The following is a 14,049-nucleotide window of genomic DNA, read 5'->3' as shown; positions in this document are numbered from 1 at the left end:
AAATTTTTGTCATTAATCGTCAGCATTCAGCCATCAGCTTCAAATAGTTTAAATTTTTATTGCAATTGCTGTTTTTGATGGCAGATTAATTTATCATACAGAGTTACAGGAAATCGCTAATATTGTCCTTCACCTTCCGGAAAACTCATGCTTGTAAAGCAGAAAAAAAAATCCCTGCGTCAGTCGATTGGAGCGAGATTATTTATCTATGTTTTAGGCGGCGCGTTAGTTGGCTTTAGTAGTATCGCTTATTTGTTTTATGAAGTGTTAGAGCATCGGGCTAAGGAAGATATTCAAGGGCAACTCAGTACCCAAGTAGAGATCATTGAAGGGGAATTAGCGGTAGCGAGAAACACTATGGAAAATCTGACCGCCGTAGTCAAATCCATGCACCGTTATGGGATCGAAGATTTAGAAACTTATCAACAAACCGTCTTTGATCTGTTTCAAGAACGGTCTTCTTTAACTATGGCGTTGGGGTTTGGGCAATTTCCTCAAAAAATTTTTCCAGACCGAGAAGCCTATTGGTTATTTTATTTTTTAGATCAAGATGTTCCAGGTCAAGAAGGGGAAACATTAGCCCCACCTTATGAACATATTCGCTATGTTGATGCTTGTTCCGTTGATCAGGATTGTTTGGAACAGGAATATTATTTACGACCGTATAATGCAGGAGAAACCCTTTGGTTAGAACCCTATCGCTGGACAGGGGTGACAATGACCACGGTAACGAGGCCAATTTTTGATGAAAATGGGGAAATTATAGGCATTTCTGGCTTAGATATTAATGTCACGGAACTGAATAAACAGGTTCAAGTTCCTGAGAATTGGCAAGATGGGTATTTTGCTATTTTAAGTCAGGAGGGCAATTTACTGGCTTATCCACCGAACCCCCAAAAAGCGGTGAACTTAGAAACCTATGCAGATATTCCCGACTTGCAGTTTCTGTGGCAACAAATTAATCGGGAGTCTCAAGAGACAGTGGGATGGTTGGAACGAAATGGCCGTTTTTGGGCCTATCAACGTATTGAGGGGACTAACTGGGTGATGCTTGCATCTGTTCCCCAGGGAGTGGTGTTGCAACCTGTGATTCTGATTGCCGCAGGAGGTGCGATCGGGGCTGGTATCATTTTAGCAGGGGTAGTGGCGTTGTTTGTGCGGCGACTCAATCAACGCTTAAAGCCCATTTTAGAAGAATGTTTTAAAATAGCCCAAGCTGACGTAGAACGGTCTCGTCGTTTAAATAACGCCAAAAATGCCTCAAACAATGGGACTTCTCTCTCTCCCTTCAACCTCGAACAAGGAGATGAATTAGACATTCTCAAAAATGCCTTTACCCGCATGACAGAACAGTTAAAAACCTCCTTTGATGACCTCGAAGACCGGGTAAAAGAACGCACCGCAGAATTAGAAAAAGCCAAAAAAATCGCCGATAATGCCAACCGGGCCAAAAGTGAGTTTTTGGCCAACATGAGTCATGAATTAAGAACCCCTCTCAATGGGGTTTTAGGTTATACCCAAGTCTTACAGCGTTCTGCCAATTTCAATGAACAGGAAAAACATGGCTTAACCGTCATTCAACAATGTGGGTCTCACCTGCTGACCCTCATTAATGATGTCCTCGATATTTCTAAAATTGAAGCCCGCAAACTGGAGTTAAATCCCCAAGATTTTCATTTACCCTCTTTCCTCCAGAGTGTCGTGGAAATGTGCCAAATTCGCGCAGAAAAGAAAGGAGTTAACTTTATTTATCATCCCCCCGAACAGCTACCGGAAGGCATCAAAACCGATGAAAAACGCCTCAGACAAGTTTTAATTAATTTAATTAGTAATGCTACTAAATTTACCGATACAGGTCACATTATCTTTGATGTGCAAATTGAGAATTTAACCCCCCAACAAGTCCGTTTATCTTTCACTGTAGAAGATACAGGGGTTGGGATGACTTCCGAACAACAACAAAAGATTTTTAACCCCTTTGAACAGGTAGGAGACAGTGATAAAAAAGCAGAAGGAACAGGACTAGGATTATCCATTAGTCAAAAAATCATTGAAATGATGGGGGGAACAATTCAGGTAGAGAGTCAATTAGGAGTCGGGAGTGTTTTTTCTTTCTCTATTGAATGTCCCTTATCCAATGATTGGATTATTAAAAATAGTCTCACCAAAAAAGGAGTTATTCAAGGATATAGTGGAGAAAGTCGTCTTATTTTAATTGTCGATGATCGCTGGGAAAATCGTTCGGTTTTAGTGAACTTATTAAAACCCGTTGGGTTTGACCTTATAGAGGCTGAAAATGGTCAAGAAGGACTAGAAAAAGCCAGCCAATATTACCCCGATTTAATTATTACAGATTTAAAAATGCCTGTTATGGATGGTTGGAGATTTTTAGAATTAATCCGACAACATCCCGATTTAAAAAATACTTTAATTATTGTGTCTTCGGCCAGTGTATTTGAAGCAGATCAACAAAAAAGTCTCGATGCAGGAGGAGATGATTTCTTAGCGAAACCCGTAGAAGCTGATAATCTCTATCAAATGCTACAAAAATATCTCAATTTTGATTGGATTTATGAAAATGAAAACTTGGTAGTAAAGGATACTTTAGTTGTTGCAAACGATACCCTAACTATCCCTCCTCCCTCCGAGTTAGAAACCTTGAGAGAATATGCAGAAAAGGGACAAATGAGTGGTCTGAAATCTGAATTAAAACGTCTTGCCATTTTAGATGATCAGTATAAAACCTTTGTGGATGAATTAGAGCAGTTATTGCAAACGTTTAATATCCAAAAAATCCGTCAATTCTTGAATGAACATTAGTAATTTTTGGGTTAAAACCCAAGGCTAATAGCTGAAACCCGTTAAAAACGGGTTGATATGACATCCGGTTAATCCTTATCAGTTCGTAGTAAGCCCTAAAGGGCTTACAATAAATTGATTTAATAGAAATCAAGCGGATTTCAGATAATATAATAATCATTAGTAATCCTTGGGTTAAAACCCAAGGCTAATAGCTGAAACCCGTTAAAAACGGGTTAATGCAATAATCATTTGGCTTCCCCCTTTTTTAAGACGGATAAGAGGGGGATCGTCTAGTCAACCTGAATACTGACAAAATATACAATAAAATCCACAATCAAAGGTTTAACCAACTGACAATTTCTGCAACGCTTAACTCTAACTCAATTCCCTCTAATACAGGGAGTGTATTTTCTCCTCGAAATAAATCAATCCGTTGGTTTTCACCAATTACCGCAATACTTTCTTCTTCAGGATTAATTAACCAACCTAGTTTTGTTCCTTGTTGAGAACAATGTAATAATTTATCTAACACTTGCATCATCCCTTGATCGGGAGATAAAATTTCAATTGACCAATCGGGATAAATTTCAAAGCGATTGGCAATTTTGCCTTGAGGAGTGACGGGGATTCTGTCCCAGTAAAATACAGTAATATCGGGGACAAGGGAACGTCCTCCAAAGGTACAGCGTAATTCGGGGAATGCTCTCGCAATTTTTTGCGTTCTAGTCACTTTATTAATTGTTTCGCATAATTCCCCTTGTAGTAAACTATGTTCTCCTTGTGGCATGGGTTTTTGAATAATTTTTCCGTTAAGATATTCTGAGGCCGGTTTGGTTTCTGGCCGCTTCAGGAAGTCGTCTAAGGTGAGAGAGGGATTTATGGTTTGAGTCATTTTATCGGTGGTTTTTGGGTCAATTTATTTTTGGGTCAATTTATTTTTGGGTCGATTTAACGTTTTGTTGGGTTATGCTTTGCTTCACCCAATCAGAAGCATCCATCACTACTTCACTCACTAACAGTCTCTTTTCTTCTTTCCTAAATCAATTCTTCTGACAATTTACAATTGGTTGAAACCTCCGTCTTTAACTATTGTAACATCTTGACGATTTACTGCACTAATTCTCCCGTGGGGATCGATTCAATGAGTTGACGAGTATAATCGGTTTTGGGGTTGTGATAAATTTCGGCGGCACTGTCGATTTCTTCGATTTTTCCTTGGTTCATAACCATGATGCGATCGCTCATAAATTGAACCACACTTAAATCATGGGAAATAAAAATATAAGTGAGGCCAAATTCCCCTTGCAATTCCTTCAATAAATTTAACACCTGCGCTTGTACCGAAACATCTAATGCCGATACCGATTCATCACAAATAATAAAGCGAGGATTTAACGCTAAAGCGCGAGCAATACAAACCCGTTGTCGTTGACCTCCGGAAAACTCGTGGGGATAGCGTTTCATCGCATCGGCATTTAAGCCAACTTTTTCTAACAAATAAGCAGCGCGTTCCTTCCGCTTTTTCTCACTTATTCCCATATTATGCACCCGTAACGGTTCAGTAATGGTTTTGCCGACACTCAAACGAGGATTGAGAGAATTATAAGGGTTTTGAAAGACAATTTGCATCTCCCGTCTCAAGCGTTGCAAACGAGTCTTCGACAGTTGAGTAATTTGTTTCCCATCAAACTTAATTTTGCCATGTAACTCTGGAGTTAAGCGTAACAACGTCCTTGCTAACGTGGACTTTCCACACCCCGACTCACCCACCAATCCCAACGTTTCCCCTTCGTAAACCTCGAAAGAAATGTCATTCACGGCCATAAAATACCGTTGGGTAAAACCTAAAACTCCCTTAATGGGAAACCCCACACTTAATTTTTCCACCGAAAGTAATACTTTATTCTTTTCTACATTGCGATCTAAAGACTCCTTCGCTGTAGTTTGAACAGCTACTTTTTCTTGCACCACTTCCTCCCCGCTTTCCGTGGTTTTAAATTCCATAAAGTCTTCAATCGTGGGGAGAATAGCTAATTTTTGGTCTAAGCGAGGCCGACAAGCTAATAAACCTTTTGTGTAGGGATGTTCAGGATGAGCAAAAAGTTTCTCTAAACTCCCTGTCTCAACAATTTCTCCCTTGTACATCACCGCCACTTGATCAGCAATTTCCGCAATGACCCCTAAATCATGGGTAATGAAAATTAAGGACATTTCTCGCGCCTTACAGAGGTCATTGAGTAACTGTAAAATGGTGGCCTGTACCGTCACATCTAACGCTGTAGTCGGTTCATCAGCAATTAACAGCGTCGGATTACAAGAAATCGCCATGGCAATCATCACCCGTTGCAACTGTCCCCCAGATAACTCGTGGGGATAGCGTTTCAACATGGCCCGTTTTTGTTCGTTAATGTGGCGAATAATTTCCCGTTCTGTGGGGTTTCCCTCTAATTCCTGGACTGCCTTTTCTCGTAACTCCTCATCACTGGATAAAAGACGGACTTCTTGTAAGGATAAAATCGCTTTTCGTCTTGCTTCGGGAGGAGAGACATTTTGATGTAAGCGAATCGCCTCAGTTAGCTGAAACCCGATATTATACACTGGGTTGAGAGAGGACATAGGTTCTTGGAAAATCATTGCCACCCGTCCCCCTCGGAACTTGCGTCGTTTTTCTTCATGGAGCGATCGCAAGTCCACCGCATCTTCCCCCCTCTCCGGAGTAAACCAAATCTCCCCCCCTGCAACCTTCCCCGGTTGCGGGACCAACCCCATCAATGCTAACGCAGTCACTGACTTCCCCGAACCGGATTCTCCCACGATTCCCAGGGTTTCCCCTCGTTGTAACTGAAAACTAATCTCATCCACTGCAACTAAAGGTTGCGTTTGGTCTTCCAAGGAAAACTGAACTTGTAAATTGCGAACATCGAGAACCGTATCACTCATGCGTCTATCCGTCAGGTCTTATCAGTTAAACATGATTGTACCAACTCCATCAGGATAGCAAACCGATCTAGGGGAGAAAGTGTGAAAAAAGACTAAATTGAACACCGTCCTTAATTTTTCCGAGTATCCTAGGAAATAACCCTACTGTTCCGCATACTTGGATTGAACTGATCATGTCTGACACTGAACAAACCTTACAAAAAATCCAGAAGCAGGCCAAGAAAAAAATCTGGATAACCGCGATTCTCACGTTCTTTGTCCCGTTTGGGGGATATCTCTACACCTTACGTTATACCGCATCTCTGCTGGCTTTTATAGCCATGATGCTACTCATTTCTGCTGAAGATGTCATCGGGGAAGATCCGTCGGATACCTTGTATGGTTTTTTCATCTTTGGAGTAGCGATCGAAAATTCTCTAGCGGTCAAAAAAGCAAGAGATAAGGCACAAGAAAAAGGGTTACAATTGGACTCTACTCCCCAAGCCTCTTTACCCAATGCTAAAGTACAAATTTTGAAAGCTGGGAAACAACAGTCAGAGTTTACAGTTTCGGATATTGTAGTGATGACGGAATTATCTCCAGAACGAGTTAAACCCCTATTATTAGAAATGGAACGAGAAGATTTAATTCGGTCTTATAATCGTGATTCGGACGGTGCGATCGTTTATAAAGTTATTTAGAGTGACTAAAGCACAATTCGACAGTGCTTCTGCTCTCATTTATCTTGACTTCCAAAATGCTTATACTCAAAGTCAGCGAAGATGTGTACAACGCATAACAGCGTGGCAGAAAGTTTATTTTGTTGAATTTTACCTTGATACAGTAAAACAGGCTTATCGCAAAGAAGCCAAACAGTTTTATCCAGATACAGGAGGAAATTCTAGAAGTTTTTCTATTTTGAAACAAGCCTATGAAATTGCTTTAAAAAATTCAACGAAATGACTTACTCCGCCACTCCCATTAATGTAAATGCAGCCCAATCCCTCGGACTAGGATATTGTTGGCGCGTGGTTAACATCGCTTCTCGTAAAGCCTGCGCCTTATTCTGGCCTTGCTCTAAATTCTGATAAAATTCCACCATTAACGTTGCCGTTGGTTGATCGGGAATCGCCCATAACGAAACCACCAAACTAGGAACACCGGCCCCAATAAAAGAGCGAGAAAACCCCACAACCCCATCCCCAAATAACGTCTTTGATCCCCGTCCCGTATCACAGGCACTCAATACCGCTAACTCAGCATTTAAGTCCAACTGAAACACCTCTCTAGTGGACAACAAACCATTATCATTTGCAGTCGGAGCAAAAGCCAAAGCACTTAAATACCCCGAAAACTCATCCAGTAACCCGTGGGTGGCAAAATGAATATACTTGGCCTCCTCCATCCGTTGCTTCACTTGGGGTTTCGTCGCATCTGAACCTAAAAGGGGTTGGGTGTTGAGGAGTTGCGCGATCGCATTTGCCTCTTTTTCCGCCCCCGATAGCGTTTCCAACTGCTCCGGAGGTTGTCCAGGAATCAACGAAACCGTCGGCATCGTTGGATTCCCCACAATCAACATCTCCTCCTGGGGAGTCAGCATCTCGCGCACCTGTCGTGCTAAACCGAGAACTTGTATCGACGGAACAGTAATCGGCGTATGCTGTTCAATAAAAGCCGTTCCCTGAGCATCCAGTAAAGCCGGAAAAGGAACAAGAAACAGCATATCTTGGGGAATAAAAGTCACCGTTGCATTGGGATCAGTAGGTAATAAATCTGCGATCGGTTCAATGAGAACCCCGTGTAACGCTTGAAGCGGAGCAACCTCTGCATTAGGACGACGACTCGCCAAATAAATCCCCTGACGGGCCTCTTTCACCAACTCCTCAATCGGTTGCTCCACCGTCACTTGGCGAAAATCCATCGTCCCATCCGGGTGAACCACCCAAATTAAAAGCTCTTGGGAAGGCGGAGGCGGCTTAGGAAAAAAGTTATAACGGTAGAGACGACCATACTCATACACAATCGTATATTGCACCAACGTCGTTTTCTCCCGTTGAGCAATTTGCTGCATTTCCGACCAACTTAACGCCGTTGCTTGAACCTCCTCTGGGTTTAACGCAAAGCGAGACACCATCAACTCCGTTAAAGCCTTCGTTCGTCCTTGTTCAGAGACTTCTAGCGCATCCTGAAACCGATTTTGCTCAATCAAAACTCGTTGCAAGAGTCGATAGGCATCAACCGAACTTTCAAATTGAATTTGATTGAGGCGATCGCGGCTCATCGGTAAAATATTAGTATTCTGTAAACTCGCTTGTCGGTCTTGCTCATACGCCTCAATCGCTTCTCTCAGATAAGGTTCAGCCTGCTTTGCCCGGCCCATACGCCACAACAGATACCCCACCCTCTCCGAAGCCACCGCAAGAGAATGATTCTCCGCCTTATACTTCGCCAAGGCTTGTTTTTGCCACTCCAAGGCTTGCGCCAAATCCCCCAACCCAAAATAGGACGCACTCAAGTCATCCAAAACCATCCCTTGATTCAACGCCTCAAACTCCTGAACCAATTCCCACCGTTGCTGCTGCACCGCAAGAGCTTTTTCATACTCCTGTTCAGCATTATAGAATTCCGCCACCGCCTCCAAATAAGCCACTTTTTGGTAATTATCCGAAGCCAGAGCAACCGCATTTTGCAGATCAACCAAAGCCGCCTCCGGTTGGCGGCGTTGATAGCGGATAATCCCTAACATCAGATGGAGACCAGAAACTTGCTCACGAATCTCACTATTTTGAATAACCGGAATCGCCTCCTCTATCACCGCAATCCCCTTGCCAAACTGTCGATTAATTTGATACACCGAAGCCAGAGAATAAACCGCCGCCAGATAGTCTTGGGGAGCTTCACGGGGATCAACCAGCGTTAAATACTCTTGCCAAACCTCCAACGCTCGCACAGAATTTAAGTCCGTCGTGTAAGAATACCCCAGCACATGAAGCAACATTTTACGCCGTTCTGGAGTACGAGCTTGGGCTAATTGTTCCTCCAGAAAATTAATCCCATGCAGATCGCCTAACTTCGATTTTAAACTGCTGAAACTATGTAAAATACTGCGTTCCCAAGCCAGATCATTCACCTCCCTCGCTATCTGCAACGCCTCCTCATAGAGAGGGAGAGCCTTTTCAAATTCTCCAAAATACTGATATGCGATCGCTGCCGAATAAAGAGCTTGAGACACCGCCTTACGATTCCCACTTTCCTCCGCTTGTTCAAGCATTGTAGGAAAACCCTCAAGCACCTGCTCATAACTGCGGCGAATCTCTGCACCTTGGGTAACTCCCGGCAAAGCCGAACTTCCCAAAACCACCAAAGACAACAAAAGAGAAAAGGCGTTAGTTTTCATAGTTTTGGCATACAGTAGGAATGATTGGTCGTAGGTCGTAGGCCGTGAAGCGCGACAGCGTAACGCACCCCAACCCACCCAAACAATGCTATATTACAGCATTTCCAACCGCATAAAAGCTCAATGCCGAATTATAGAAGACCTTATCTTGCGGGAGCAACCTACTTTATCACCCAAGTCACGTATCAAAGAATCTCTTGGCTTTGTTGGCCCATGGGCAGAAAAGCACTCCGAGAGGCAATTGAAAAAGTCAGAGAAAAATATCCATTTTCGATAGATGCGTTTATTTTATTACCCGATCATTTCCATTGTTTGTGGACTTTACCCCCAAATGATTTTGACTTCTCCGTGAGATTGCGATTAATTAAAACCTATGTCACCAAACATTATGGACAAGAATTAGGCATTAATCGAGAAATATCTCAATCCCGAAAAAAGCGAAACGAAAAGAATCTCTGGCAACGTCGTTTTTGGGAACATTTAATCCGGAATGAGCGAGATTATGCCTTGCATTGTGATTATATTCATGATAATCCAGTTCGCCATGGATTATGTAAACATCCTCAAGATTGGCCATATTCTAGGATTTATCTTATTGATTGGTGCGTTACACTTCGTTAACGCACCCTACGGGGGATTGGGGTTGTTATCGGACAAAACTATAAATGGTTTGGGTTTCCCAATGAGAGGCAACGGAAGATGGTTTTTTATCTAAGGGATAATGGGTTCGAGATAAATGCACTCGTAATGTCGTCATGGGATCATGACCTTGGGACAGGAGAAACTCTAAACGGTTTACTTGAGGCCAAGTGGTGAGGGTGTCCAGAATGCGCGTAATGGCCTCACTATACGGATGATTTTGATCTTTGTACCAGTCAGGACTGGCTAAATTGGCTTGATCAAAACCTAAATGAATGACTAAACTGGGTTTGCTGAAAAGCGCGATCGCAACTGGCCTCGCTTCTTCCTGTAACACTAAATTCTCCGACTCTGACAACTCCCGCAACTGTTCTAATAACTCATACCGTTGTTTCACCGTTTGCACCGTCTCATCCCATTGCACCCCAACGGTAATTAAATAAGTTTGCAACAGGAGATGACCCAATTTTTCCGCTTTGGTGGCTAAATATTCCGAATTATAATCGGTAGCTTCAATTAACAGGGGAACACGGTCGGCAATTTCTAACCCATACCCCTTCAATCCTGCAATTTTGCGGGGATTATTGGTGATCAGGCGAATTTTATTCACCCCTAAATCATTCAACATTTGCGCCCCCATGCCATATTCCCGTAAATCGGCCGGAAACCCTAACCGTTCATTGGCTTCTACGGTATCTAACCCCATATCTTGTAGGGAATAGGCTTTTAATTTATTGACTAAACCAATTCCCCGGCCTTCCTGACGCAAATACACCACAACCCCTAACCCATGATTATCAATCATTTTTAAGGCTGTCTGTAACTGCATCCGACAGTCACAGCGTAATGATCCCAACGCATCCCCAGTTAAACATTCCGAGTGCATCCGCACCATGACGGGATTATCTGGAAATTCCTTTAAATCCCCCTTGACAATGGCAATATGTTCGGAATTATCCAAGACATTGCGATAGGCATAGAGGGTAAACTCCCCAAACTGGCTGGGGAAGCGACTCACGGCTTCTCGATAGACAAAGCGATCGTGTTCGAGGCGATAACTGATTAAATCGGCAATGGTAATCAGTTTCAGATCGTGTTTCTGGGCATACTTATCCAATTCTGGCAAGCGGGCCATCGACCCATCGGGGTTTTGAATTTCGCAAATGACCCCAGCAGGATACAATCCCGATAAGCGGGATAAATCCACGGCCGCTTCCGTATGGCCTGCCCGTTTGAGGACTCCCCCTGTTTTTGCCCGCAGGGGGAAAATATGCCCAGGTCGTCGTAAATCTTCCGGTGTCGCGGTGGGGTTGATGGCCACTTGAATGGTTTTGGCCCGATCATCGGCGGAAATGCCTGTGGTGACTCCCCAACGAGGGGCCGCATCAATGCTGACGGTGAAGGCCGTTTGGTTGGGATCGGTGTTTTTTGTCACCATCAGGGGCAGATCCAGTTGATCCAAACGTTCCCCTGTCATGGCCAGACAGATTAACCCCCTTGCTTCCACTGCCATAAAATTAATCATATCCGGGGTGGCAAACTGGGCAGCACAAATTAAGTCGCCTTCGTTTTCCCGGTGTTCGTCGTCCACGACAACGATGGGCCGGCCTGCTTTATAGTCGGCTAGGGCGGCATCAATGGAATCAAAGTGACAGGGATAATGGGGCGAGTCCAACACGGATTTTGTTACGTTTTCTTACATTACAATTCTTTATTGATTGTAACTTGTTTGGGCGGTTGTTCGGGGAAGGGGATGGTGCAAGCCGTCCTGCACCCTAAACTGAAAAACGCTATATCTCAAAAATAGACAAAAAAAAAGAGAGCCACCTTTATTAAAAAGTGACCCCCCCAATCATCAGGGTGCATCTACTAGATTTAATATAACAAATTGGGGGAGGGGTGTCACCCCCCACCCCAAATTTTTTTTGTTGGAGAAAGAGTAAAGGTCCAGTAAGCCAGAGACTCCATGAGCGCGAAAGCCCCGACATAACCGGATAGGGGGGGTAAATCCCCCAACACCCAAGCCGAGGTATCTGTTGATTGGGCATCCAGGCGCAGGAGGGAGGGGGGATGTTCCGGAGTGACGGAGACTTGGACGGTGTTTAAGGCGGCTATGCCTTCTCCCGTGGCTTTGAGATAGGCTTCTTTGCGGGTCCAGATGCGGAAAAATGCCAATTCTTGGTCTCTGGGGGGTAAGCGGGATAAGGCTTGATATTCTTGGGGTTGAAAAAACCGTTGGGCGAGTTTGAGATGGGGGAGGGGGCGGATTTTTTCGAGATCAACGCCTAGGGGGGTTTGGCGGGTGAATCCGTAGAGGGCAAACTCTCCGGAGTGGGACAGGTTAAACTGGAGGGGAGAGGAGACTAGGGCGGGTTTCCCTTGGTCACTGTAGGTAAAGGTGAGGGTTTGGGGGGGGTGGTGGAGGTAATGGCTGAGGAAAAGGCGGAGTAATCCCCGTCCGAGGATAAAGGCCCTGCGATCGCGCTTTTGTAAAAACCGATTCGCCCGTCTCCTCTCCAAATCCGATAAAATCCCCCAAAACCGAGCCTCCTCGGTCTCCCATTCCCGACGATCCACCAGCCATAAATGTAACGTATCCGGAGGCAACCGCCAATCCTCTAACTCACTGACCCGCAACCATTCCATACCTGCTAAAATAATGTCCCGTCTTCATCGAGTTTCCTCCAATCTAATCTAACGTTAAAATAAACCCCAATAGTTGGCGGTCAAAGTCTTCCAACTTCCTCGCCTAACCTTGAACCCCACCCGTGTGTCCTTATCCATTATCGCCAAGCGTAAACCTAACCTATGAGCGAAGCAGACAACCCCAACCAACCCCAACCGCCCGAACATCCTTGGTTTTCCTCTGCGAGTGAGGACTATTCTTCATCGCCCAATCCCGAAGGGGCGAAACCCATCCCCGAAACCCCGGAACAGATGGAGGAACTCTTTGGGACTTCCTCTATTCAAGAGGCGGACTGGTTTGGGTTGGCGCGGACTCTCCGCCAACGGAATCGGGAATTGTTGCGTAAAGTGGCAACCCTAGAACAAGCTCTCAATAAGTTACAAGAAGAAGCCGCCCAACGCAGACGGACTCAAACCCAAGGGGGAGTCGCGTCCGGAGAGTCCCAAGAACTCCAAGACGCACAGGCCCAGATTGGTTTACTGTTTCAAGAATTAGAAGCCTCTCACCAGGTGGCGCAACGTCAACATCAGTTGATCGAAACCCTCACCAAACAGTTAGAAACCGCCCAAACCCAGATTGTGCAACTGGAACGAGAATGCGCCCTCGCCCATCAACGGTATCAAGACCAGGTGCAACTGTTGTCTCAAGCGGCGGATAATTCTCAGGAATTGCGCGATCGCTTAACCCGACAACAACACCACACCCAACAGTTTAAAGCCGTACTGGATCGCTATTTAACCCCCGCCGATGAAGTCTTAAAAAGCGACCCCTCCAGCCTTCACGCAACCCCCACCCCACAACCGCAACCCCAAACCCCTCCCAAAGCTGAACCCCCCAAAGCCAAACCCGTACAACCCAACCCAGGGGACAAACGACAACCCATTCAACCCTGGTCCTTACAATTTCGGAATCAACAGTCAGGACTAGGAGAACCCCCCAGTTGGGTCTCTCGCTTAATGGAACAACAGCCCACAACCCCCCCACCGTCTCCCCAACCCACCCCCGACGACACCCCAGACTATTCTCAACCCTCCAGTCTGGAAAACCCCCAAAACAACATCCCAGACTATGCTCAACCCTCCAGTCTGGAGACCCCGCCAGAGCAGTATCCCCAAGACAGTCCCGATACTGCTCCAGACTACACCCCAGACCCCCCACAGGATGAGCCATCCCCCTCTCCTGAACCCGTCATGGGTCAATCCGCCCCCCCAGGGAAATACAAAAACGTCTCCTTACCCTCCTTTTCCCATCCCCGCAAACAATTAAACCCCTCCCCTCCGGCGGTAAAACCGACGGCTAACCCCCCCGTAGAGAAAACCACCCCACCCCCGAAAAAAACCCTCAAAAAGCGTCAATCCCTGGCCGGGTTAGACTTACCGACCTTTCCCCGGTATCGCGCCTAGACTGGTTGCACCATTGAGCAAAAAGAAAGCACTGTCCCACCTTATTGGTAGGACAGTGCAGGTTTTATCTTTAACCCTGAGAAGACCCTCGCCTCCGGCGATGGGATGAATCAGGGGGCAGTTTGATTCTCGACATACTGTTTTAATGTCTCAATTGTCACCCCTCCGCAACTAGCCACAAAGTACGAGCCTGTCCAAAAAAC

Annotated in this window: 11 protein-coding genes; 5 read left to right on the top strand and 6 right to left on the bottom strand. The window is 45.1% G+C overall.

Annotated features, from left to right (window positions below):
* The first annotated feature begins 147 nt into the window (after positions 1 to 147).
* The gene (locus PN462_RS21935; protein WP_272130988.1) at positions 148 to 2,820 is read left to right on the top strand and encodes a hybrid sensor histidine kinase/response regulator; all 2,673 of its coding nucleotides are present in this window, start codon (positions 148 to 150) and stop codon (positions 2,818 to 2,820) included.
* A gap of 316 nt (positions 2,821 to 3,136) precedes the next feature.
* Here PN462_RS21935 and PN462_RS21930 read toward each other — a convergent pair whose 3' ends face one another.
* Positions 3,137 to 3,694, bottom strand: coding sequence for a Uma2 family endonuclease (locus PN462_RS21930; protein ID WP_272130987.1), 558 nt, complete (start codon positions 3,692 to 3,694; stop codon positions 3,137 to 3,139).
* A gap of 215 nt (positions 3,695 to 3,909) precedes the next feature.
* Complete coding sequence (locus tag PN462_RS21925) at positions 3,910 to 5,742, bottom strand: ABC transporter ATP-binding protein (RefSeq protein ID WP_272130986.1); 1,833 nt, start codon at positions 5,740 to 5,742, stop codon at positions 3,910 to 3,912.
* A gap of 173 nt (positions 5,743 to 5,915) precedes the next feature.
* Here PN462_RS21925 and PN462_RS21920 point away from each other — a divergent pair, with 173 nt between their 5' ends.
* Together PN462_RS21920 and PN462_RS21915 are read left to right on the top strand one after the other, a co-directional pair.
* A complete protein-coding gene (locus PN462_RS21920) occupies positions 5,916 to 6,422 on the top strand; it encodes a hypothetical protein (RefSeq protein WP_272130985.1) in 507 nt (168 codons plus the stop codon).
* 1 nt (position 6,423) lies between these two features.
* Positions 6,424 to 6,684, top strand: coding sequence for a J domain-containing protein (locus PN462_RS21915; RefSeq protein WP_272130984.1), 261 nt, complete (start codon positions 6,424 to 6,426; stop codon positions 6,682 to 6,684).
* A 1-nt stretch (position 6,685) separates the two neighbouring features.
* Here PN462_RS21915 and PN462_RS21910 read toward each other — a convergent pair whose 3' ends face one another.
* Positions 6,686 to 9,118: a CHAT domain-containing tetratricopeptide repeat protein gene (locus PN462_RS21910; RefSeq protein ID WP_272130983.1), complete on the bottom strand. Its 2,433-nt coding sequence runs from the start codon at positions 9,116 to 9,118 to the stop codon at positions 6,686 to 6,688.
* Positions 9,119 to 9,241: 123 nt separating this feature from the next.
* Between PN462_RS21910 and PN462_RS21905 the strand changes: the two genes are divergently transcribed.
* The gene (locus tag PN462_RS21905; protein WP_272130982.1) at positions 9,242 to 9,739 is read left to right on the top strand and encodes an REP-associated tyrosine transposase; all 498 of its coding nucleotides are present in this window, start codon (positions 9,242 to 9,244) and stop codon (positions 9,737 to 9,739) included.
* A 25-nt stretch (positions 9,740 to 9,764) separates the two neighbouring features.
* On the opposite strand, the gene ribBA is transcribed toward PN462_RS21905, so the two are convergent.
* Together ribBA and PN462_RS21895 are read right to left on the bottom strand one after the other, a co-directional pair.
* Positions 9,765 to 11,435 carry a bifunctional 3,4-dihydroxy-2-butanone-4-phosphate synthase/GTP cyclohydrolase II gene (gene ribBA / locus PN462_RS21900; RefSeq protein ID WP_272130981.1) on the bottom strand — a complete coding sequence of 557 codons (1,671 nt, stop codon included), beginning with the start codon at positions 11,433 to 11,435 and terminating at the stop codon, positions 9,765 to 9,767.
* A gap of 224 nt (positions 11,436 to 11,659) precedes the next feature.
* A complete protein-coding gene (locus tag PN462_RS21895) occupies positions 11,660 to 12,403 on the bottom strand; it encodes a 4'-phosphopantetheinyl transferase family protein (protein ID WP_272130980.1) in 744 nt (247 codons plus the stop codon).
* 162 nt (positions 12,404 to 12,565) lie between these two features.
* Between PN462_RS21895 and PN462_RS21890 the strand changes: the two genes are divergently transcribed.
* Positions 12,566 to 13,846 (top strand): hypothetical protein, encoded by a 1,281-nt coding sequence (locus PN462_RS21890; protein WP_272130979.1) that lies wholly within the window; start codon positions 12,566 to 12,568, stop codon positions 13,844 to 13,846.
* Between the two features lie 110 nt (positions 13,847 to 13,956).
* On the opposite strand, the gene PN462_RS21885 is transcribed toward PN462_RS21890, so the two are convergent.
* A partial coding sequence (locus PN462_RS21885) for a transposase (RefSeq protein ID WP_272126642.1) occupies positions 13,957 to 14,049 on the bottom strand: 93 nt, incomplete at its 5' end.

Origin of the sequence: Spirulina sp. CS-785/01 (assembly GCF_028330525.1) — a bacterium.
Taxonomy (GTDB): domain Bacteria; phylum Cyanobacteriota; class Cyanobacteriia; order Cyanobacteriales; family Spirulinaceae; genus JAQMSD01.
Note: the sequence above shows the minus strand (reverse complement) of the source record. Positions and strands in the feature narration are given on the sequence as shown.

What these genes read in the sequence shown, in the direction of transcription:
- PN462_RS21935 (WP_272130988.1), top strand. Translation starts at nt 148, where the DNA reads ATGCTTGTAAAGCAGAAAAAAAAATCCCTGCGTCAGTCGATTGGAGCG.
- PN462_RS21930 (WP_272130987.1), bottom strand. Translation starts at nt 3,694, where the DNA reads ATGACTCAAACCATAAATCCCTCTCTCACCTTAGACGACTTCCTGAAG.
- PN462_RS21925 (WP_272130986.1), bottom strand. Translation starts at nt 5,742, where the DNA reads ATGAGTGATACGGTTCTCGATGTTCGCAATTTACAAGTTCAGTTTTCC.
- PN462_RS21920 (WP_272130985.1), top strand. Translation starts at nt 5,916, where the DNA reads ATGTCTGACACTGAACAAACCTTACAAAAAATCCAGAAGCAGGCCAAG.
- PN462_RS21910 (WP_272130983.1), bottom strand. Translation starts at nt 9,118, where the DNA reads ATGAAAACTAACGCCTTTTCTCTTTTGTTGTCTTTGGTGGTTTTGGGA.
- PN462_RS21905 (WP_272130982.1), top strand. Translation starts at nt 9,242, where the DNA reads ATGCCGAATTATAGAAGACCTTATCTTGCGGGAGCAACCTACTTTATC.
- PN462_RS21895 (WP_272130980.1), bottom strand. Translation starts at nt 12,403, where the DNA reads ATGGAATGGTTGCGGGTCAGTGAGTTAGAGGATTGGCGGTTGCCTCCG.
- PN462_RS21890 (WP_272130979.1), top strand. Translation starts at nt 12,566, where the DNA reads ATGAGCGAAGCAGACAACCCCAACCAACCCCAACCGCCCGAACATCCT.